Source organism: Streptomyces sp. NPDC020490 (assembly GCF_044335305.1).
Taxonomy (GTDB): Bacteria; Actinomycetota; Actinomycetes; order Streptomycetales; family Streptomycetaceae; genus Streptomyces.
Genome location: NZ_JBIRUY010000024.1, coordinates 91,244 through 112,497, shown reverse-complemented (window position 1 = coordinate 112,497; position 21,254 = coordinate 91,244). Strand labels below are relative to the sequence as shown.

Genomic DNA, 21,254 nt, shown 5'->3' with positions numbered 1-21,254 from the left:
CTAGGCGTCGTCGCGCTGCGGGTCGGCGTCGTCGCGCTGCGGGTTGTACCCGCCGAGGCTGCTCGCCGGGTCGTCGATACGGCTGAGCAGCCGCCGCATGGAACCCTCGACGTCCGCGTCCGGCAGGTCCAGCGACGGCCAGGCGTGCAGCGGGACGTCGCCGAGGTCGATCAGCTCCGACTGGACTGCTGGCTGCTCCATGTCGCCGTCCCTGTACCTGTGTTGGTGAATATGTGTCAGATATCCGGCCTGTACCCGTACAGTGAAGTTTCGGGCGCTATTTCAGACCTCGTGGTGACCCTAGTGCATCGCGCGCACCGCACGGCCCGGTTGGCGGCGCGGACGCGGAATCCGCCCGGATCGAGTGACCGAACGACCGAGCGGGTAAGGAAGCGTGTGTGATTGAACTCGCTGAGCTGATCAAGGAGTTACGCCGGGAGCTGGCCACGGCCAGGACCGCCGCGGACGGCGCGGACCTCTACTTCGAGGTGGGCCCGGTGGAGCTGGAGGTGGCCGTCGCGGTGGAGCGGTCGGCGACGGCGGGCGGCAAGATCCGGCTGTGGGTGGTGGAGGCCGGCGCGGACGGGCGGCTGGCCGGCAGCGTCACGCACCGGGTGAAGCTCACCCTGGATCCGCACACCCGCAGCGCCGGCGGACGGGCGCCGTGGGTGTCGGGCCCCGAGGGTGAGGGCGAGCGCTGAGCACCGTGCCGGGGGGCGGACGCCGGGGCCTGGACCCGGTCCGGGTGGCGGAGGTGATGGTGCGGCCGGCGGTCGGCGCCGGACGGCGCGGCTCCGGCTACCGGGTCGCGGAACGGTGGGTGCTCACCTGCGCGCACGTGGTCCACGACGCCGACGCCCTCCGGGTGCGTTTCGAGGCCGACCGGGCCGACGAGTGGACCGCGCCCGCCGAGGCGGTGCTGGCCAGCGAGAAGGCCGACGTGGCCCTGCTGCGGATCACCGGCCCCGTGCCCCCGGGCGTGCACGCGGAGGCGACCGCGCCGCCGGTGTACGGCGCCCTGCCCGACGCCGACGTCGTCCTGCCGTGCAGCGCGATGGGCTTCCCGCGCTTCAAGCTCCGCGCGGACCGGATGCGCGCCCTGGACGACGGCTCGCCCTCCCAGTACCGCGACTCCTGCCACGCCACGGGCAGGACGTCGGTGCTGTCCAACCGGCGCGAGGGCACCCTCGAACTCGCCGTCGAGCCGCCCGCGTCGGACGTGGAGAAGGACCGGTCGCCCTGGGAGGGCATGTCCGGCGCCGCGGTCTGGCACGACGGCACGATCGTCGGCCTGGTCACCGCCCACCACCGCACCGACGGGCTCGGCCGGCTGGCCGCGGTGCGGGTGGACCGCCTCCACGACCTGCTGCCCCCGGCCGAACTGGCCGTGCTGGAGCAGCACGCCGGGCTGCCGGCGTCGGCGTCCGCCCTGGCGCGCCCCGCCGCCGGCCCCGGCCCGGCGGACGCGCCGGCCGGTCTGGCCCACCTGCCCGACGGCCTGCCGCTGCGCGAACTGAACGGCCTGGTGGGCGCGTTGACCGCGCTGCCCGCGGTGAGCAACCCCACCACCCTGGCGCTGCTGCTGGACAGCATCAATCCGATGGTCGCGGCCATGAGCCCCCGCTCGCCCTCCCTGCGCCCGGACGTCTTCGGCATCCTGAGAACCTGTCTGCGCTATCCGGGGTCCCTGGACCAATTCCTCGAAGCGATACGGTTGATGGAGGGCGACTCCGCCGGGGTGGCCCGCATGGACCAGGAGGCGGTGGAGTTGTCCCGGCGCCACCGTCGCCCCGGCCCGGCCCGCTGACCTGATATCGCGGAGCCGCCGAGGGCCGGGGTTTCATCGCTCGCACGTTGGGTCACTATCTAGAGGATGTGGGCAGCCCAACCACAACTGACGCCGGGGGAGAGGGGTTTGGCCGTCATGGAGCCGTCTGTGGCCGCCGTCGAGTCAAGTCTGGTCGACCTCGCGGGGGTATCTCTTGAAGCGCTGCGCTCCATGGACAGCCGCGTCCTCGCCGGGTCGCTGCGGGAGTTGCTGTCGGGAATCGACCACCAGTCCGCCAGTGTCGCAGGCATCGACGGTGGCATCGAACGTCTCGAATGACCGGGCCGGGGCCGCTCATGAGCGCTGAGTCCGCGCTGCCGCATCATCGCCTGCCGCCCGGCAACCTGGCCGAGCTGGTCAGCGGCGAGGGCGGCCCGGAGACTCTCCTCCTCCTGCTGGCGGCCGAACGCAGCCGCCGTCTGCTGCTGTTACGGGCCCTCGACGACACCGTGGACCTGGGCCCCGCCTGGGACCTGCTCAGCCGGGCTCAGCGGCACGCGCCCGATGTCGTCGACGACCTGCTCATGTACCCGCAGACGGGCATGTGGCTGGCCACCGCGCTGCGCGGACTGCGCGAGGTGACGGCGGACGACGATCCGCCGCAGTGGGTGCTGCTGGGGCATTTCGCCGCCCTCGCGGCCGCGGCGGGGCTGCGGGCCGGGCTCGACTTCACCCTCGAGGTGCCCGTCCGGCACGGGCGCGTGCCGCTGCCGACCCTCGGCTGTGCGGTCCTGCCGGTGACCGAGCCCTGGGCGACGGGCAGCGTGGCCGCCAGGTCCGGACGCGCCGTGGTCGAGGCGGGCGGCGCCCGCGTCGCCGTACCGCTGCCGCCCGGGTCGGCGGGGCCGGGGTGGCATCCGTTGCGCCGGATCGCGGTGGGCCCGGCAGGCCGGCGGCTCGACGTCGTGCTGGACGACGTGGACCCGTACCGGACGTATCCGCGGCCGACCGAACCCCGCCCGCTGTCCGAGGAGTCCGTGGCGCACTGGCGGCAGTTGCTGGAGCAGGCCTGGGAGGTACTGCTGGCGCAGCAGCCGGAGACGGCCGGAGCCATGCGGCGAAGCCTGCTGTCGCTCACGCCGACAGCGGCCAGGGAAAGGTTTCGGCCACGGAGTGTGACATCGGGGGACGCCTTCGGCGGCATCGAGGCGTCGGAGCCGGACGATCCCGTGCAGCTGGCCGTCACCCTCAAGCACGAGTTCCAGCACACCAAACTCGGCGGTCTGCTGCACCTGACACCCCTGCTGACGCCGGCCGCCGACGAGGAACCGGAGTGGTGGTACGCGCCCTGGCGGGACGACCCCCGGCCGCTCGCGGGACTGCTGCAGGGCATCTACGCGTTCGCCGGCATCACCGACTTCTGGAACACGCACCGCACCGCCACGCGTACGCAGATCCCCATGGCGCACTTCGAGTTCGCGCTGTGGCGCCGCCGTACGGCCACGGCGCTGGAGCAGGTCCGCCGTCACCCCCGGCTCACGCGGGTCGGTTCGACTCTGCTGGAGACGCTGCACGCCCGGTGCGCCGAGTGGCTGGCCCAGCCGGTCCCCGAGCAGGAGTCGGCCCTGGCCCGGCTCTGCGCCGACGACCACGTCGCCCGCTGGCGGGTCCACCACCTGCGGCCCCCCGCACCGGCCGTGGACGCGGCCGTGCGCGCCTGGCTGGAGGGAGCCGACGCGCCTCCCGGCGCCCTGGCGGCCGAGGCCGGGATCGTGCCCGATCCGTCCGCCCGCTGGCTGGACAGCCTGGCGACGCTGGTCCGCTACCGCCTCAGCGGCGCCGACGACGACCGTCTCCCGGCCGACGGAGCCGAGAAGGCCGCGGCCAGGGTCACCGGAGCGCTCGTCGGCGACGCCCTGCTGGCCGCCGGCGACGCCGCCGGGGCCCGGACGGCGTACCTGACCCAGCTGGCCGACGCCCCCTTGCGGCCCGGCGCCTGGGCGGGCCTGGCCGACGCCCTCACCACGGGCGGGACCGAACCCGCGGCGGCCCGCCTGCTGCTGCGTCACCCGGAACGGGCCCGGGCGGTCCACCAGGCCCTGCTGCGCACGACGGGCACGGCACCGGACCCGGTCCGGCTCGCCGCCTGGCTGGGATCGTCCCCCGTGTGACCGCCCGCCGGGAATCCGGGCACCCGGATCACGCGCCCGGCCGGCACCTCACATCGGCATCGGGTCGATGTCGCAGTCGTTGCGCTGACCCGCCCGGACCTGCAAGGTCGCCGGGTGGGGAGCGGCGTCGGCGGTGTGCATCCGCGGCTCGTCCAGGACCCTCTCCATGCGCGCCAGGGTGTCCTCGCGCAGCGCCCGGCCCTCCGTCTCGTCACCGAGCGCGACGAGGTCCAGGGCGAGGTTCGCCGCGCACACCAGGGTGGTCGGGTGGTCCTCGCCCAGCCGCTCCCGGCACAGCGCCAGGGTCCTCTCGCCGAGGTCCCGGGCCTCGCGCACCTCTCCCAGGGCGCTGAGGTCACTGGCGAGGTTGATGGCGCAGGCCAGCGCGATCGGATGGCTCTCCCCGAGGCGCTCGGTCAGCGACGCCAGCGCCGACTCGTCCAGTCGCCTGGCCTCCTGCACCAGCCCCAGCCGCCGCAGCGTCACCGCCAGGTCGACGTCGGCCCCGCGGACGTGCGGGTGGTCGGCGTGGAAGATCTGCCGGTAGCGTTCGCACGCCTTCTCGCCCCGTTCCCGGGCCTCTTCCAGGTCGCCGTTCTGCCGCAACGCCACCGACAGGGCGAGCTCGGCCGTCAGGGCGTCGGGGTGCAGGCTGCCGTAGCGGCGGGTGAACTGCTGGAACGTCTCGCGCGCCAGTTCCAGCGCGGTGGCGTGGTCACCCTCCTTCCGGCAGGCCTCGCTGAGCTGCCGCATGGTCTCCAGCGTGGTGGGGTTCCGCGGTCCGAAAGCGGTGCGGTAGCCGTCGAAGACCGCCTGCTGCAGCGCCCGCGCGCCCACGTAGTCGCCGGTCTCGCGCACGTCGACGGCGACGCTCGCCTCGGTCACCAGCGCCTGCTGGTGGTCGCGGCCGAACAGCCGGGTCTTCATCGCGTGCGTACGCCGGTCGAGTTCCAGCGCGCGCGGGAAGTCGCCGACCAGCCGCAGGCTCACGCCGAGGTTGTGGGCGGTGACCAGGGTGGTCGGATCGTCCTCGCCGAAGGCGCGCCTGGCCTGCCGGTAGGCGATCTCGTCGATCTCGGCGCCGGCGGCGAAGTCGCCCTGCACCCGCCGCACCGCGGCTTCGAGGTTCATCGTCACCAGCGCGTCCTCGCGGTTCTCCTCGCGGTCCGCGGGCGCGGTGCGGCCGTAGACGTCCCTGAGCCGGGAGACGACCCGGGATGCGTCGTCGTAGCGGCCCACCCTGAGGTAGAGGAAGCCCAGCCACCAGCCCATCAGCAGGGTCTGCTGGTCCTCCTCGCCGAACTTCTGCGTCCAGGTCTGGTACGCCTGCTCGGTGAACTCCCGCGCGACCTTGTGATCCCCCCAGTACCACAGGTACTTCGCGACGTTCATCACCAGCTCGCGCACCCACGGCTGGTCGGACTCGACGGCGCCGGAGGCGATGACATGGCCGTACAGCTCGGCGTAGCGCGGCCAGTTGGCGGCCTGGTTGGGGCCCTTCGGGTCGGCGGCGGCCAGCAGCGTGTGGGCGCCGTTGCGCATACGGGTCTGTTCCTCGGGACTCATGCGGTTCATGAGAACCGCCTGGACCAGGCGGTGCATCTCGATCGAGTTGGTCCGGTGGTCTATGCGGGCGAGGGAGTAGCGGTTGATCTCCCTTATGGCCCGCGCGAGCCGCATGGGGTCGTTGAGGGCGCGGTCGAGTTCGGGGTCGATGCTGGAGCCGCCCAGGCCCGCGAAGATGGACCGCGAGATCGGGTCGGGCGCGAAGTAGGAGCACAGCTGGAGCAGGCGCAGCGCGGTGAGGCTGCGGGTCTCCAGGTGGTCGAGGGACACGTTCCAGGCGGCGGCGACCGGGAGCTGGTAGTCCGGCGGCGGGGACACCTCGAGCAGCTCGGTGCGCTTGTGCTCGAACAGGCGCAGGTACTCGGAGACGGGCATCCCCGTCTCCGCGCGCCAGGCGGCGGCCTGCTCCAGCGCCAGCGGGAGGTCGCCGAGCGCGTCGGCGAGCCGGTCGGCCTCGGCGTCGTCGAGGTCGTCGCCGTGCGGGCCGGAGCGGCGCAGCAGCTCCTTGCTCTCCTCGCGGGTGAACACGTCCACCTCGAGGGAGCTGCCGAGCAGGCTCCAGCGCCGGTTGCGGGAGGTGACGAGGATGGTGCCGCTGCCGCCGGTCGGGAAGTAGTCGCGGACCCGCTCGGGGCTGTCGGCGTTGTCGAAGATCAGCAGCCAGCGGGAGTACGGCCGGCCTTCGCGCAGCGCCTCGCGCACCGCGGGCCCGGCGATGTTGGCCTCGGCGCTGGTGACCAGGCCGAGGCGCTGGGCCAGCTCCACCAGGGCCTGGCCGATCTGGCCGGGGCGCTCGGCGGGGATCCACCAGACGATGTCGTACTCGGACTGGTAGCGGTAGGCGTACTCGATGGCCAGCTGCGTCTTGCCCACGCCGCCCATGCCGTGGATGGCCTCCGGCAGCACCGTGGTGGTGCCCTCGCGGCGCAGGCGGTCGCTCAGCATCTCCAGAAGGTCCACGCGGCCGGTGAAGTTCGGGTTCCGCGGGGGGACGTTGCCCCAGATCCGCGGCTGCGTCGAACGCCCGCTCTCCACCGCGGGCTGCTGCGTGGCGGTCATGGCCGTCGCTCCTTCTGAAGTTGTCCCGCGCCCCCCGGGGGCGCTGTCGGCAGCCTGGTCCCGGGTGCGGTCCCGGGCGCCTGCGCCCTTGCGCAGGCTGACGGTGTTCTGGTGGTCGTAGGCGCGCAGCGCCTCGGCGAGCCGCTCGGCGCGCGGCAGGAAGCGGCCGGACAGGGCCCGCAGGGCGAGCAGTTCGACCCGCAGGAAAGCGACGTTGCGCCGGGTCACGAGCGGCACCGCGGCCGTCTCGTACGGCACTCCGGCGTCCGGGTCCGCCGCCTCGGATCCCTCGGTGCCCGCCACCACCAGCGGCCGCACGTCCCGCAGCACACGGGCGGTGTCGCGGCGGCGGCTGAGCGCCAGTAACTCCTGGCGGATGTCGGGGCCGAAGACGAAGACGACGTCGTCCGCCCGCTCGGCCGCCGCCCCGGCCGGCCGGACCAGGCCGCTCATCAGCAGCTCGGTCAGGTGGGCGGGCCCGGCGCCCGGCACGGTGGCGCACACCGCGCGCATCACCGGCAGCGTGAGCGGCGCCGCCGCGAGCCGGGTGGCCAGGGCGAACGCGGTGGGCGACGCGGCGGCCCGGAACTCGGAGACCCGCTCCCAGGCGGGCAGGGCGCTGCCCGGATCGGGCACGTCCTCCACCCACGGCACGGCGCGCGCCGCGTCCTGCCGCCGTTTCCACTCCCGCGCTCTGATCCCGGACATCTCCGCCCAGCCGCGGACCCGCCCGGCGACCAGGTCCACCCAGGCGGAGGTGGAACGCTCGGCCAGTTCCAGCACCGGCACGGGCACCACTCCGGCCCGCGCGTCGGCGTCGTCGACGGCTTCCAGGGGCGAGGTGTGCAGCTCCCAGCGCAGCTCGGCGTTGGGCGTCCAGGACCGTTCGGCGCGTAACCGCATCCGGTGCACGTCCAGCCCGCTGCGGCCCCACAGCCGCTGCGGCAGCAGGTGCAGCACGGCGACCGGTTCGCTGCGGCCCAGCACCTGCAGCAGCGGCAGCACCGCGTCCGAACGCCAGCCCGCGGCCAGCCCGTCGGTCACCACCAGCACGACACGCCGGCTGCCGACCGCCGGGGGCAGCTCCGCCAGCCGGATCCGGGCCGGCTCGGTGTCGTCCGAGGACAGCAGGGGCACGCGGGACACCCGGCCCAGGCCCGGCTGGCGGGCGAGCGAGGCGGCCAGTTCGTCGACGGTCTCCTGCCAGACCTGCATGGTCACGTGGGCGTCCACCACGAGCAGGACGTCCGGGCGGTCGTCGGAGTCCGGATCCCGGAGCGCGTTCAGGCTGTGCGGCACGGCGTCGGGCGGGGCGCCGTCGGCCCCCGGCGCCCGTGCTGATCGTGGGACGTCGTCACAGCGCATGGGCACTCGCAGCACGTCCGGCGACACCCGGGAACGTAAGGAGTGCCGAAGAGGAGTCCCGCATTCCGCGGGCATGCGTGACATCCACGTGCCAAGCCTGGCAGCGGTGTGCGGGAGGTGCAAGACGGCAGGCCACAGGGGGGTGACGGAGTGAGGGTGCAACAGGGCGTGTGCGACGCGCCCCCCGGTGAGGCCGCGCACGTCCGACCGGCGACGCGCCGGCCCGCGCACCAGCGTGGCACCTCGGCCGGGCGGGTGCAAGGGCATCCCGTGTCCGGCCCGGCGTGGCGGCCGGAGCCCCGCTCCGGGCTCGTCCCGGGTCCGCGACGGCATCACGGCCTACACCGGCCCGGCCGGGCCGGGCTTGCGCTCCGGGTCGTCGAGGAGGATGGCCAGATGGCGGCCGACGTGCTGGTCCCAGCCCCCGGGGCCGAGGGCCAGCGCCTTGTTGCGCCACCGCCCGACACGCTCCACCAGGCTGCCGAGCTCCCGGTCCTGAAGGATCTCGCTGACCGCGTCCTGGAAGGTCGGGTCCGAGCAGTCGGCGCGGTGCCAGATCATCGCGGGCACACCGGCCCGCAGCCCGGCGAGCACCTCGCGCCGGCCGATGCCCGAGTCGTCGTCCGGGGGCCGGCTGAGCACCAGGCACACCGCGTGGCTGTCCTCCTTCAGCTCCCGCTCCAGGTGGAAGAAGTAGCCGTCCTCGTCGTCCGGGCGGCTCCAGTGCGGGTGGCTGTCGGCGGGCCGCTCCCGCAGCTGCCGCCACTTGTTGTGCCAGGGCCGGTGCCAGGCGGCGCGCTGCAGCCGCTCCAGGCTGCGCACCACCACCGGGTAGTCCAGCGTCAGCGGGGTCGGCGCGTCGGAGTCGGACTCCTTCAGCCACCACTCGACCGGCTCGTTGAGCAGCTCCCAGGGCAGCACGAACTCCAGGATCACCGGCTGCCGCAGGTCCGCCCACAGCGCCTCGGCCTGCTCGATCAGCTTCTCCACCGCGCCCGGCAGGTCGTCCCGGCCCAGGTGCTCCGTCTCGCCGCGCACCGGGTGCCAGCCCTCGGAGTCGGACTGGCGCCAGTGCGAGAGGTAGTAGCGGTCCGGGTCCATCCGGTCCGGCTCGAACTGGATCAGCAGGTACGCGGGGATCAGCGACGGCTCGGGCGGCGGGAACTCCGGGTGCTGCCAGCCGGCCAGCAGGCTCTCGTGCCCGAGCGCCTTGGCCTGGCCGCGGTTGAAGCGGCGCAGCAGCTCGGCGTCGTCCGGGCGGCCGTCCTCCATCAGCCGGTCGGCGGCCAGCGCCAGGAAGGCCATGCCGGGCGGCAGTTCGCCGTCCGGGGAGTTCACGCCCGACAGGCGCAGGAAGACCTGCCACGCCGTGTGGCACCACGGGGGCAGCTCCTGCACCCGGGAGCGGCTGGCCCGGCGGGCCATCAGCGGCAGGTCCGGCGAGTTCATCGACAGCAGCACGGGCATCAGCAGGCGCAGGTCGGCATTCGGGTAGAAGTCGAACGCCTCCCACTCGTCGACGAGCGGCCACAGCCCGGCGACCGTGGCCGACTGCTGCTCCACGTACTCCAGCGCCCGCACCAGACAGGCCAGGCCGTCCCCGACCTCGGTGCACATCCGCACCACTTGCAGCAGCCAGGGCCGTAAGCGGTCGCCGCCGAACGGCTCGACCGGCGCGGCCAGCTCGCCCGCCAGCATCTCGCGCCACAGGTCGCGGCTGCTCGACTGGTTCACGGTGGGCGAGCCCTGCAACGCGTCCACGATGGAGACGATCAATTCGTTGCGGACACGCTCCGGACTGCGCCCTTTCACCCCGTTACCTCCAGACAGCCGGCGCGGTTCCCTGATGGTGCCGACCAGCGTACGGCCACGGGGCGTGACGGGGCAGAGAAAGCACAGCCATCGTGCGCCGGGCGGCGCGCCGCGGTGCGCGGGTGATACCTCGGAGCCCCCTGTCGGATTCGAACCGACGACCTTCGCTTTACAAGAGCGGCGCTCTGACCAGCTGAGCTAAGGAGGCCTGCACGCACGCGGGACGTGCGCGCCCGTGCAGTGTACCCAGGTCCGGGGTGCGGCCCGCCGGGAATTTCCGTGAAGTTCACATGGCCTGGAGTGCTGACAGATCGGGTGGACGCCAGGTAGCGTCCTGACCCAGTTCACTCCGGTGGACTACACCACCACCTTCCTACAACGGATCGTCCGGCACGTTCCTGCCGGTAGAAGGGGGCCCATTCACCATGGCCACTGTCTCGTTCGACAAGGCGACCCGGATCTACCCGGGTTCCACCAAGCCCGCCGTCGACTCGCTCGACATCGAGATCGCGGACGGCGAGTTCCTCGTCCTGGTCGGCCCGTCCGGCTGCGGCAAGTCCACCTCGCTCCGGATGCTCGCGGGGCTCGAGGACGTCAACGGCGGCGCGATCCGCATCGGCGACCGCGACGTCACCCACCTGCCGCCCAAGGACCGGGACATCGCCATGGTGTTCCAGAACTACGCGCTCTACCCGCACATGACGGTCGCCGACAACATGGGCTTCGCCCTGAAGATCGCCGGCGTCAACAAGGCGGAGATCCGCAAGAAGGTCGAGGAGGCCGCGAAGATCCTCGACCTGACCGAGTACCTGGACCGCAAGCCGAAGGCCCTGTCCGGCGGTCAGCGCCAGCGTGTCGCGATGGGCCGCGCCATCGTGCGTGAGCCGCAGGTCTTCCTCATGGACGAGCCGCTGTCCAACCTGGACGCCAAGCTGCGTGTGTCCACCCGTACGCAGATCGCCTCCCTGCAGCGCCGCCTCGGCATCACCACCGTCTACGTCACCCACGACCAGGTCGAGGCCATGACGATGGGCGACCGCGTGGCCGTGCTGAAGGACGGTCTGCTCCAGCAGGTCGACTCGCCGCGCAACATGTACGACCGCCCGGCCAACCTGTTCGTCGCCGGCTTCATCGGCTCCCCGGCCATGAACCTGGTCGAGGTCCCGATCACCGACGGCGGCGTGAAGTTCGGCAACAGCGTCGTCCCGGTCAACCGCGACGCGCTCAAGGCCGCCTCCGACAGGGGCGACAAGACGGTCACCGTCGGCGTCCGCCCGGAGCACTTCGACATCGTCGAGCAGAACGGCGGCGCCGCCTCGGCCCTGTCGAAGGACACCGAGGACGCCCCGGCCGGCCTCGCGGTCTCCGTGAACGTCGTCGAGGAGCTCGGCGCCGACGGTTACGTCTACGGCACCGCCGAGGTCGGCGGCGAGACCAAGGACCTGGTCGTCCGCGTCGAGGGCCGCCGGGTGCCGGAGAAGGGCGCCACGCTGCACGTCGTGCCGCGGCCGGGCGAGACCCACGTGTTCTCCACCTCCACCGGCGAGCGCCTGACCGACTGACCCGCAAACCCCCGGCCGGGAAAACCACCGGCCGGGGTGAATTCACCCGGGTTGACGAAGAGGGGCCCCGCAGCCTGCTGCGGGGCCCCTCTTCGCTGTCGCCGAATACCCCGGCAGACCGGTCATTTCGAGCGGTGTACGTCAACCCGCCGACCGCAGGGAAGCGCCACCCTATCCCTCGAAATGGTGACTGAATGTCGCCAAATCATCACCGGGCGCTACCCTCACTCGCGTGAAGCACTCCACTAACCAACAGACACGACGCGGCCGGGGCCCCGCCCGCCGGGTCGGCCGCAGCCTCGCCCTCGTCCTGCCCGTCGTCCTGGTGCTCTCCGGGACCCTCGCGGTCACCCGAGTCGACTGGTCCGGGAGCTCCTCGGACTCGGTGCTCACCGCCTCCGCGGCCAGGGACGTCACCACGGGCGCCGCCGCGGCCCACCGTGCCCCGCAGGACGTGCTGCGCGACCGCCTCCTCGCCGAGCTCCAGGAGAAGGACCCCGGCACGGTGCTCACCCACCTCCAGCAGGCCGTGACCGAGCGGCCCTCGCTCGCCGGACACTGCGTGGCCATCGCCCGCACGCTCGGCCGCGCCGCGGTGCGCAGGTACGGGCCCTCGCGCGCGCAGTCGTACGCCCGGCCGGTGTGCGACACCTCCTTCGCCTCGGGGGTCACGGCCGCGCAGAGCTGAGCGACCGGCCCCCGCCCGCGGCCCCCGACCGGCCCTCGGCCGCCCCTCCTCCGGACCCTGCGGGGTCCGGAGGAGGGGAACAGCCGGTCGAGGAGGGAAACAGCGGGCCAAGGAAGGAAACAGCCGGTCGAGCAGGGAAACAGCCGGCCAAGGAACGGCTGCCCGGCCCAGGGCGCGGGCTGGGCGGGCCGTACAGTGCGTTCATGACCGATCCGAACGTCGCCTCCCGCCCCGTTCAAGCCGTCGTCCTGGCCGGGGGCCAGGGCTCCCGGCTGCGCCCCTACACCGACGACCGGCCCAAGCCGATGGTCGAGATCCCCGGTACGGGCACTCCGATCATCGGCCACCAGCTCGCCTGGCTGGCCGAGGAGGGCGTGACGGACGTGGTGGTGAGCTGCGGCCACCTCGCCGACGTCCTGGAGAAGTGGCTGGAGTCCACCGACCTGCCGGTGAACGTGACGACCGTCGTCGAGACGGAGCCGCTGGGCCGCGGCGGTGGCCTGAAGTACGCGGCCGCGCGCCTGCCCGACCCGGACCGGCCCTGGTACGCCACCAACGGCGACATCTGGACCCGCTTCTCGCTGCGGGACATGGCCGGCTTCCACGCCGAGCGCGACGCGGTCGCGACGCTCGCCCTGGCCCGGCCGCGCCTTCCCTGGGGCGCCGTGAAGACGGACGGGTTCGGGCACATCACCGACTTCATCGAGGCGCCCCCGTCGACCTTCGAGATCAACGCGGGCGTGTACGTCTTCTCCCCCGAGTTCGCCGGGCTGCTTCCGGCGCGCGGCGACCATGAGCGCACCACGTTCCCGCGGCTGGCGCGGGAGCGGCGGCTGGCGGGCTTCCCGATCCCGCACGGCGCCTACTGGCGCGCGATCGACACCGCCAAGGACCTGACCGAGGCCGCGAAGGAGCTGGCCGCTCTGGGGCGGTGACGAGCCCCCCGTACCGCGGGACCGTGAAGGGGTCCCCCGCGCGTGACGCGCGGGGGACCCCTTCGGTGTGTGGGCCGGTGATTCAGCCGGTGGGCCTGCCCAGCATGCCGCCCACCGGCTCGGCTACCCCAACAGGCCGCCCACGAGGCCCGACTGGCCGGTGGAAGAACCCGAGCCGGTCGAACCGCCGCCCGAGCCGCCGGTCGAGCCGCCGGACGCGGTGCCGCTGCCCGTGCTGCCGCCGGAGGTGGGTCCGGAGCTGGTGCTCGGGGCCTGTCCGGCCGGGGCGGGCTGCTGCGGCGGGGCCTGTCCCGCGGTGCCCTGCGTCTGGCTGGGCGAGCCGCCGGTGACCGCGCCCGTCGAGCGCTCCGCGCCCGGGGTGGTCGCGGCGCCGGTGGGGTCGGCGCCGGCCGTGGCGCCCTGGGTGGGCCCGTTCGAGGCGGACGGGGACTGCCGGTGCCGCTCGCCGGGCTCCTGCGGGAGCGGGGAGCCGGGCAGCTCGTTGCGCGGGGCCTCGCCGGGTCCGGGGACGACCACCCGGCCGGCGTCGCGGACGGCGCCGCCGAGCACCGAGCCGACGAGCAGGGTGAGCCCGGTGACGATCGCGGTGACGAGGGCGCCGCGGCGCAGCACATAGGCGCGCAGCTCCCAGATGTCGGAGCGGGGCCCGAGCCGGCGCCAGGCGCTGCCCGCGAGGCGGCCGTCGATGGAGTAGACGGGCGCGCCGGCGATGATCAGCGGGGACCAGGCGGCGAGATAGATGATGTCGGGGGCGTCGTAGACGGGGACGGTCTTCCAGCTGACGGTGACGATGAGCGCGGCCGACAGCAGGGCGCCGAAGACGGCGGCGACGCGCTGCCAGCAGCCGAGGACCGTGAGGACTCCGACGAGCACCTGGGCGAAGGCGATGACGAGCCCGGAGCCGACGGGGTGGTGCAGCGCGAACTGGCGCAGCGGCTCGGCGACCTCCCAGGGGTGCAGGCTGTTCAGCCACTTGACCATGGAGCCGCGCTTGCCGCCGTCGAAGTAGAGCGGGTCGCAGAGCTTGCCCATGCCGGCGTAGACGGAGATGAAGCCGAGGAAGATCCGCAGGGGCAGCAGGACGACGCCGAGGTTCATCCGGCGGCCGGGGAAGTAGGCGTGCCGGGCCGGGTCGTCGCCGTGGCGTCTGCCGGTCCGGGCGGCCGGGTCGGTCCCGGCGGCCTCGCCGTCCTCGCCGGTGCCGTCGTGGTCGCCGTACTCGTCGTAGTCGTCGTAGTCGCCGTACGCGCGGTACTCGCCGGTGTCGTCGTAGGCGCCGTACCCGCCGTCCCCGTAGCGGGGCTCGTCGTACGCGCTGCCCACGGTGCGCATGTTCGGCAGCAGGCGCGTCTGGCCGGGGGCGGGGACGGGTGTGCGCTGGTGGCCGACGACGGGGGTCTCGACGGTGCGGGTCAGAGCGTCGTCGTCGTAACCGGGGTCGGCCACGACGCGCGGGATGACCTGCGTGGCCCCGGCGTCGGCGGACGGCTGCTCGCCGTGCCGGACGCTGTTGCCCCGCGCGGCCTGCAGCAGGCGGTGGGCGCCGGTGTCGTCGGGGGCGGAACGGCCGCTCCAGACGACGGGACGGCGGCGGGCGGTCGCGCCGGCGGCCGGGACGCGGGTGGTGTCCGCGCCGGCGCTCATGTGCCGTGCGCCCCGCGGGGACAGGGAACGCCGGGACGACGCGCCCAACTGCACGCGGAAGCTCGCATGATTGACGATGACCTGCGCCGGATCGCTCGGCACCTTCACCATGCTCAGCGCGGGAGAGTCGCCGGCCTGCGGCGAGCGGTCCCCCGTGGGTGTGCGGGGTGTTCTGGTGTCCACACTCATCTAACCGAGTGACGTGTGGTTAGGACACTGCCGTGACCGGTCCGAAGTGTCCGGACCGCGTCAAGCTCGCCCAAGACGCCCAGAACACCCCGATCGGGGGACGGCGCCGAACGTCCGTTCAGCCCCGCCGGCGCGCCGCCTCGTACAGCACGACGCCCGCCGCGACACCGGCGTTGAGCGACTCCGCGCCGCCCGGCATCGGGATGCGCACCCGGAAGTCGCAGGTCTCGCCGACCAGGCGGGACAGGCCCTTGCCCTCGCTGCCCACGACGATGACGACCGGGCCCGCCAGGGCGTCCAGCTCGCCGAGTTCGGCCTCGCCGTCGGCGGCGAGGCCGACCACCACGAGACCGGCCTTCTTGTACGCCTCCAGCGCGCGCGTGAGGTTGGTGGCGCGGGCGACGGGCGTGCGGGCGGCCGTGCCCGCGGACGTCTTCCAGGCGCCGGCGGTCATGCCGGCCGCCCGCCGCTCCGGCACGACCACGCCGTGGCCGCCGAAGGCGGAGACGGACCGGACCACGGCGCCGAGGTTGCGCGGGTCGGTGACGCCGTCGAGGGCGACGATCAGCGGGTCCTGGTCGTCGTCGTGGGCGGCGGCCACCAGGTCCTCGGGGTGGGCGTACTCGTACGGCGGAACCTGGAGGACCAGGCCCTGGTGGTTGAGCCCGTTGGTCATGCGGTCGAGCTCGGGGCGCGGGGCCTCCATGAGGTTGATGCCGCCGCGGTCGGCGGCGAGCTGCAGCGCCTCGCGGACCCGCTCGTCGTTGTCGATGAACTGCTGGACGTAGAGGGTGCTCGCGGGCACGCCCTCGCGCAGCGCCTCGACGACCGGGTTGCGGCCGACGACCAGCTCGGACGTCCCCTTGCCGCCCCGGCGCTGCGGCGGGCGCCCCTGCGCGCGGCGCGCCTTGGCCTGCGCGGCGCGCTGCTTGGCGTGCCCCTTGCGCATCTCGGCGGGCGGGGTCGGACCCTTGCCCTCCAGGCCCCGGCGCCGCTGGCCGCCGCTGCCGACCTGCGCGCCCTTCTTGCCGGACATGCGGCGGTTGTTCGCGGCCATGACCTACCTGTCTGTCGTGAGAATGTCGTACGTACGTCTATGCAGTGTGCCGCCCGGGAGGCCGGGCGGCACAGTCGATCTCCACCGGTGCTCCGCGTCAGCGCGGGCCGAGACTCCAGCGCGGGCCCTGCGGGCTGTCCTCGATGGTGAGGCCCGCCTGGCCGAGCTGGTCGCGCAGGGCGTCGGCGGTGGCCCAGTCCTTGCGGGAGCGGGCCGCCTCGCGCTGGTCGAGGACCATGCGGACGAGGCTGTCGACGACGCCGTGCAGGTCCTCGCCGCGGTCGCTCTCGCCGGCCCAGTGCGCGTCGAGGGGGTCCAGGCCGAGGACGCCGAGCATGGCGCGCACCTCGGCGGTGCGGGCCACGGCGGCTTCCTTGTCGTCGGCGGCGAGGGCGGAGTTGCCCTGCCGGACGGTGGTGTGCAGCACGGCGAGGGCCTGCGGCACGCCGAGGTCGTCGTCCATCGCCTCGGCGAAGGCGGGCGGCACGTCGGCGGCCGGTTCGACGGTGCCCGCCTTCTCCACCACGCGCTGGATGAAGCCCTCGATCCGCGCGAACGCCGACTCGGCCTCGCGCAGCGACTCCTCGCTGTACTCGATCATCGAGCGGTAGTGCGGGGTGCCGAGGTAGTAGCGCAGCACGATCGGCCGCCAGGTCTTGACCATCTCGCTGACCAGCACCGAGTTGCCGAGCGACTTGGACATCTTGTCGCCGGCCATGGTCACCCAGGCGTTGTGCAGCCAGTACCGGGCGAACTCGTCGCCGAACGCCTTGGCCTGGGCGATCTCGTTCTCGTGGTGCGGGAAGATCAGGTCGAGGCCGCCGCCGTGGATGTCGAAGGCCGAGCCGAGGTACTTGTGGGCCATCGCCGAGCACTCCAGGTGCCAGCCGGGGCGTCCGCGGCCCCACGGCGTCGGCCAGCTCGGCTCGCCCGGCTTGGCGGCCTTCCACATGGCGAAGTCCCGCGGGTCCCGCTTGCCGGTCTCGCCCTCCCCGGACGGCTGGAGCAGGTTGTCCAGCTCCTGCCGGGACAGCTCCAGGTAGCCGGGGAAGGAGCGCACGTCGAAGTAGACGTTGCCGTCGGCCTCGTAGGCGTGGCCGCGCTCGATGAGCCGCTGCATCATCTCGACCATCTCGGGCACGTGACCGGTGGCGCGGGGCTCGTACGTCGGCGGGAGGCAGCCGAGGGCGTCGTAGCCGTCGTTGAACGCCCGCTCGTTCTCGTAGCCGATGGACCACCACGGGCGGTCCTGCTCCTGGCCCTTCGCGATGATCTTGTCGTCGATGTCGGTGACGTTGCGGATGAAGGTGACGTCGTAGCCGCGGTACCGGAACCAGCGGCGCATGATGTCGAAGTTGAGGTACGAGCGGACGTGCCCGATGTGCGGCGGTGCCTGCACGGTGGCACCGCACAGGTAGATCGAGACACAGCCCGGCTTGAGCGGGGTGAAGTCGCGGATCTGCCGGGCGTTGGTGTCGTACAGGCGAATGGTCACCACTCCAGGGTAGTGGGCGCGGGACAGTGCCCCACTACCCCTGGCTCAAGCAGCACGCTTTCGTGACATACGCGGGCGGCCTGAGGACGTGCGCGGGCGGCTCGGGACGTGCGCGGGGCGCTCAGACGTTGCCGACGACCTTCCGCGGCACGATCCGTACGACGACCCGTTCGGCGTCCTGCGCGGACGCCGGGTTGAACTCGGCGTACTTCTTGCCGGTGTACTTCAGCGAGAGCCGGTCGATGAGCTCCGGCCCGCCCTCGGTGGTCAGCTCCGCATGGCCTCTGATCTCCGCGTACTCGTACGGGGAGTCGGGGACCTGGACGACGACGCTGACGCGCGGGTCGCGGTCCAGGTTCCGCTTCTTGCGGCGGTCCACGGTCGTGGAGATGAGGAGGTCGTCCCCGTCGCGCGCCACCCAGACGGGGGAGAGCTGGGGGCTGCCGTCGGGCTGGATCGTGCCGACGTTCACGAAGACGGGGCTGTCGAGCAGTTCCTTGAGCCGGTCGGACAGTACGGCTGACATGGGGCACCTTTCCGTGGACCTCGATCGTTTCCCGGTGACGGGTACCCCGTCGGCCGTCAGCTCACCCGTACCACGAGCGCGGTGGCGATCGCCATCAGTCCCTCGCCCCGCCCCGGGAAGCCGAGCCCGTCCGTGGTCGCCCCGGACACCGACACCGGCGCCCCGGCCGCCTCGGAGAGGATCTTCTGGGCCTCCTCGCGCCGCTTGCCGATCTTCGGGCGCGGCCCCACCACCTGTACGGCGACGTTGCCGATCCGGAAGCCCGCCGCGCGCACGATCCGCGCGGCCTCGGTCAGCAGCGTCACCCCGGACGCGCCCGACCACTCGGGGCGCCCGGTGCCGAAGTGCTGCCCCAGGTCACCGAGTCCGGCGGCGGAGAACAGCGCGTTGCAGGCCGCGTGCGCGACCACGTCCGCGTCGGAGTGGCCGGCCAGTCCCGGCCCCTCGCCCTCCCACTTCAGGCCCGCGCACCACAGCTCGCGGCCCTCCTCGAAGGCGTGGATGTCGGTGCCGATGCCGACCTGGGGAAGCGGGATCCCGGCAGAAGAAGCCTCAGAAGAAGCCATCGTTGAGCCTCCTGCGGGTCAGGACCGCCTCCGCGAGGACGAGGTCGAGCGGGCGGGTGACCTTGAAGGCCTCCTCGTGGCCCGGCACGGCCACCACCGTCAGCCCGAGCCGCTCCACCATGCCGGCGTCGTCGGTGACGTCGTCGGTGACCGTCTCGTGCGCGCGGACCAGCGTCGCCCGGTCGAAGCCCTGGGGTGTCTGGACGGCGCGCAGCCGGGCCCGCACCGGGGTGGCCACCACCGGCTCCGGGTCCCCGGGGACGGCGGCCGGCTCGACCTCCTTCACGGTGTCCGCGAGGGGCAGCGCGGGGACGACGGCCGGGGCGCCCGCGCGCACCGTCTCGATCACCGCGTCCACGGTGTCCACCGGCACCAGCGGCCGCGCCGCGTCGTGCACCAGCACGATGTCGTGGCCGGGCGGCAGCGCGTCCAGGCCGAGCTTCACGGACTCCTGGCGGCTGTCCCCTCCGGGCACGACGAGGAAGTCGGTCCGGTCGGGCAGCGCGTGCGCGTCGAGCAGCGACTTGACCTCGGCCACGCCCTCGGGCGGGGCCACGACGACGACCAGGGACACGGCGCGGGAGGCGGCCATCGCGCGCACCGCGTGGATGAGCATGGGAGTGCCGCCCAGTGCGCGCAGCGCCTTGGGGGCGCCCGGACCTAGGCGTACGCCCCGGCCGGCGGCCGGAATCACGGCTGCCGTACGCAGCTCCGTGGGCGAAGGGCGCGAATCGTCAGACATCGGTTCCTGTCAGGTTTGTGTGCTGGCCCGGCTTGGGTATGGCAGGGGAAGTGCCGGGCACGACGCCTTGACCGGACCCTTCCGTGACACCGGTCGAGCCGACTGCCCGGGCCCGGCACACCAGTATCGGGGCACCGAGTATCGGGGGAAGTCATCCCCGAGCAGGTGTACAGACGGCGTCCGCGTAGTACGGAGCGTCCGGGTACGGACATCCGTGTACGGACATGCCGCAGCGCCCGGCGACGGGAAAGCGTCATCGGGCACCGCGGCATTTCCATGGTCCGAGTGCTGAAGCGGGCTCGCGCCTGCGTCAGGCGTTCAGGACGCGAGAACCTCGTCGAGCAGGGCCTCGGCCTTGTCCTCGTTCGTGTTCTCCGCGAGGGCGAGCTCGCTCACCAGGATCTGGCGGGCCTTGGCGAGCATGCGCTTCTCACCGGCGGAGAGTCCGCGCTCACGCTCACGACGCCACAGGTCACGCACGACTTCCGCGACCTTGATGACATCGCCGGAGGCGAGCTTCTCCAGGTTTGCCTTGTAGCGGCGCGACCAGTTCGTGGGCTCCTCGGCGTACGGCGCGCGCAGCACCTCGAAGACCCGGTCCAGCCCGTCCTGACCGACCACATCACGCACGCCGACGAACTCCGCATTGTCCGCTGGCACACGTACCGTCAGGTCACCCTGGGCGACCTTCAGCACCAAGTAGGTCTTGTCCACGCCTTTGATCTGGCGAGTTTCGATGGCCTCGATCAGCGCGGCCCCGTGATGGGGATAGACCACGGTGTCGCCAACCTTGAACGTCATGTGACAGGTACCCCTTCCGTGGCTATCCAGGGTAACACGGAAACCGCGGGTTCTGAATGGCGTTTCCGCAGGTCAGGGCATATCTCAGGGCTTGACAACAGCAACCGGAACGTGCTGCGCGGGGCCGGCGGGAGAAGGTATTCGCAGGTCGGAGCCGCTGTCCGGGGCAGGTGAAACGCGTACGTTACACGCGTCCAGGGGCCCGTCGGAGCGCCTGAACGTCCCCAAATGTCTGGTTCCACACGTGCGACTTCCGCTACTCCGTTCGGCAGACGGGAGTCGGGTACGAGACGTTTCCGGAATTGATCACGGACCCCCGGCCGAGCGGCGTGTGATCGATTTCCGGGCCGCCCCGCATTCCTTCACGGAAATTTTGCGAGCCGGCTTATGTGAATGCCGTACGGGCGTCACGGCAATGTGACTGGTGAGTCGGATGAGGCAGGTGAGACGCAGGTGAGATGGGTGGGTGTTACGCCCCGCGGAGGGAAGACGGGGCCTTGAGGGAGGGTCGGGTGCGGGCCCCGGGGAACGGCTCGGTAACCTGAGGCCGCTGACAGACACTTAGGGCGGCTTTATGGTCGCCACGCTCGAGTCAAGGAGTTGCCGCCGCCGTGAGCAGCAGCCTTCGACGCGGCGCCCTCGCCGCCTCCGCCATCGCGATCTCGATCGCCTCGCTCGCCGCGTGCGCAGCGGGCAACGACGCCCAGACGCTGCAGATCAAGCCGGACAACGCGGCGACGGCCGTCGGTGACCTCAGGCTCCAGAACGTCCTGATCATCACGCAGCCCGACCGTGAGTCGACGGGCCCGGCCGTGGTCTCCGCGACCGTGTTCAACACGGGCGACAGCGATCAGACGCTGGACTCCGTCACGCTTCCCGGCACCAGCGCGTCCGCCCGGATCAAGCCCGCCGAGGGCACCGGTCCGCTGACCGTCCCGGCGCACGGCTCCGTGGTGATCGGCGGCAAGGGCAACGCCTCCGCCGTCCTGGCGAGCGGCCGCGAGGCCCTCAAGGACGGCAACGCGCAGAAGATCACCTTCACCTTCAGCAAGACGGGCGAGATCAGCCTGCGCGCGTTCGTCGTCCCGGCCGAGAGCTACTTCTCCTCCTGGGGCCCGAGCGAGACCCCCTCGGCGACCGCCTCGGCCACCGAGACGCCGTCCGCGTCCGCCTCCGCCTCCGCCTCCGCGTCGGCCTCGACGAGCGAGTCGCCGTCCGCCGGGGCCACCGCGACCGGCTCGGCCACCGCGAGCGCCACGGCCACGGCCGGCTGAGCAGCCGTACGCC

Annotated in this window: 18 protein-coding genes and 1 tRNA gene; 8 read left to right on the top strand and 11 right to left on the bottom strand. The window is 72.8% G+C overall.

Features of this window, described 5'->3' with window-relative positions; all coding sequences use genetic code 11:
- Entirely contained in the window at positions 1-201 is a 201-nt protein-coding gene (locus ACH4ZX_RS24450) for a hypothetical protein (protein ID WP_398276433.1), read from the bottom strand.
- Positions 202-398: 197 nt separating this feature from the next.
- Between ACH4ZX_RS24450 and ACH4ZX_RS24445 the strand changes: the two genes are divergently transcribed.
- From ACH4ZX_RS24445 to ACH4ZX_RS24430, 4 genes are all read left to right on the top strand, one after another.
- A complete protein-coding gene (locus ACH4ZX_RS24445) occupies positions 399-701 on the top strand; it encodes a trypco2 family protein (RefSeq protein WP_398276430.1) in 303 nt (100 codons plus the stop codon).
- A gap of 5 nt (positions 702-706) precedes the next feature.
- Positions 707-1,807 (top strand): trypsin-like peptidase domain-containing protein, encoded by a 1,101-nt coding sequence (locus ACH4ZX_RS24440; RefSeq protein ID WP_398276427.1) that lies wholly within the window; start codon positions 707-709, stop codon positions 1,805-1,807.
- 117 nt (positions 1,808-1,924) lie between these two features.
- On the top strand, positions 1,925-2,107 hold the full coding sequence (locus ACH4ZX_RS24435) for a hypothetical protein (protein ID WP_398276424.1): 183 nt from the start codon (positions 1,925-1,927) through the stop codon (positions 2,105-2,107).
- 17 nt (positions 2,108-2,124) lie between these two features.
- Positions 2,125-3,939 (top strand): HEXXH motif domain-containing protein, encoded by a 1,815-nt coding sequence (locus tag ACH4ZX_RS24430; RefSeq protein ID WP_398276421.1) that lies wholly within the window; start codon positions 2,125-2,127, stop codon positions 3,937-3,939.
- 48 nt (positions 3,940-3,987) lie between these two features.
- On the opposite strand, the gene fxsT is transcribed toward ACH4ZX_RS24430, so the two are convergent.
- From fxsT to ACH4ZX_RS24415, 3 genes are all read right to left on the bottom strand, one after another.
- Entirely contained in the window at positions 3,988-7,944 is a 3,957-nt protein-coding gene (gene fxsT / locus ACH4ZX_RS24425) for an FxSxx-COOH system tetratricopeptide repeat protein (protein WP_398276418.1), read from the bottom strand.
- A 324-nt stretch (positions 7,945-8,268) separates the two neighbouring features.
- Entirely contained in the window at positions 8,269-9,741 is a 1,473-nt protein-coding gene (locus tag ACH4ZX_RS24420; RefSeq protein WP_398276415.1) for a hypothetical protein, read from the bottom strand.
- Positions 9,742-9,875: 134 nt separating this feature from the next.
- Positions 9,876-9,949, bottom strand: a tRNA-Thr gene (locus ACH4ZX_RS24415).
- Between the two features lie 217 nt (positions 9,950-10,166).
- On the opposite strand from ACH4ZX_RS24415, the gene ACH4ZX_RS24410 reads away from it, so the two are divergent.
- The 3 genes from ACH4ZX_RS24410 (at position 10,167) to ACH4ZX_RS24400 (ending at position 12,926) form a co-directional block, all read left to right on the top strand.
- On the top strand, positions 10,167-11,303 hold the full coding sequence (locus ACH4ZX_RS24410; protein ID WP_398276412.1) for an ABC transporter ATP-binding protein: 1,137 nt from the start codon (positions 10,167-10,169) through the stop codon (positions 11,301-11,303).
- Between the two features lie 232 nt (positions 11,304-11,535).
- Complete coding sequence (locus tag ACH4ZX_RS24405; RefSeq protein ID WP_398276409.1) at positions 11,536-11,991, top strand: hypothetical protein; 456 nt, start codon at positions 11,536-11,538, stop codon at positions 11,989-11,991.
- A 203-nt stretch (positions 11,992-12,194) separates the two neighbouring features.
- Positions 12,195-12,926: a nucleotidyltransferase family protein gene (locus ACH4ZX_RS24400; protein WP_360744400.1), complete on the top strand. Its 732-nt coding sequence runs from the start codon at positions 12,195-12,197 to the stop codon at positions 12,924-12,926.
- Positions 12,927-13,049: 123 nt separating this feature from the next.
- Here the strand turns inward: ACH4ZX_RS24400 and ACH4ZX_RS24395 are convergent, their stop codons facing one another.
- The 7 genes from ACH4ZX_RS24395 to ACH4ZX_RS24365 all read right to left on the bottom strand — a co-directional run bounded on the left by ACH4ZX_RS24395 (position 13,050) and on the right by ACH4ZX_RS24365 (position 19,967).
- Positions 13,050-14,780, bottom strand: coding sequence for a DoxX family protein (locus tag ACH4ZX_RS24395; RefSeq protein WP_398276405.1), 1,731 nt, complete (start codon positions 14,778-14,780; stop codon positions 13,050-13,052).
- A 118-nt stretch (positions 14,781-14,898) separates the two neighbouring features.
- Positions 14,899-15,837 (bottom strand): 23S rRNA (guanosine(2251)-2'-O)-methyltransferase RlmB, encoded by a 939-nt coding sequence (gene rlmB / locus ACH4ZX_RS24390; protein WP_398276402.1) that lies wholly within the window; start codon positions 15,835-15,837, stop codon positions 14,899-14,901.
- Between the two features lie 97 nt (positions 15,838-15,934).
- A complete protein-coding gene (gene cysS, locus ACH4ZX_RS24385; protein ID WP_398276399.1) occupies positions 15,935-17,332 on the bottom strand; it encodes a cysteine--tRNA ligase in 1,398 nt (465 codons plus the stop codon).
- Positions 17,333-17,453: 121 nt separating this feature from the next.
- Entirely contained in the window at positions 17,454-17,858 is a 405-nt protein-coding gene (locus tag ACH4ZX_RS24380) for a PPOX class F420-dependent oxidoreductase (protein WP_398276396.1), read from the bottom strand.
- Between the two features lie 56 nt (positions 17,859-17,914).
- Positions 17,915-18,424, bottom strand: coding sequence for a 2-C-methyl-D-erythritol 2,4-cyclodiphosphate synthase (ispF, locus tag ACH4ZX_RS24375; protein ID WP_398276393.1), 510 nt, complete (start codon positions 18,422-18,424; stop codon positions 17,915-17,917).
- The gene (gene ispD / locus ACH4ZX_RS24370; RefSeq protein WP_398276390.1) at positions 18,411-19,166 is read right to left on the bottom strand and encodes a 2-C-methyl-D-erythritol 4-phosphate cytidylyltransferase; all 756 of its coding nucleotides are present in this window, start codon (positions 19,164-19,166) and stop codon (positions 18,411-18,413) included. The genes ispF and ispD overlap by 14 nt, the downstream gene beginning before the upstream one ends.
- 318 nt (positions 19,167-19,484) lie before the next feature.
- Entirely contained in the window at positions 19,485-19,967 is a 483-nt protein-coding gene (locus ACH4ZX_RS24365; RefSeq protein WP_003953493.1) for a CarD family transcriptional regulator, read from the bottom strand.
- Between the two features lie 611 nt (positions 19,968-20,578).
- Between ACH4ZX_RS24365 and ACH4ZX_RS24360 the strand changes: the two genes are divergently transcribed.
- On the top strand, positions 20,579-21,241 hold the full coding sequence (locus ACH4ZX_RS24360; RefSeq protein ID WP_398276387.1) for a DUF461 domain-containing protein: 663 nt from the start codon (positions 20,579-20,581) through the stop codon (positions 21,239-21,241).
- Positions 21,242-21,254 lie beyond the last annotated feature (13 nt).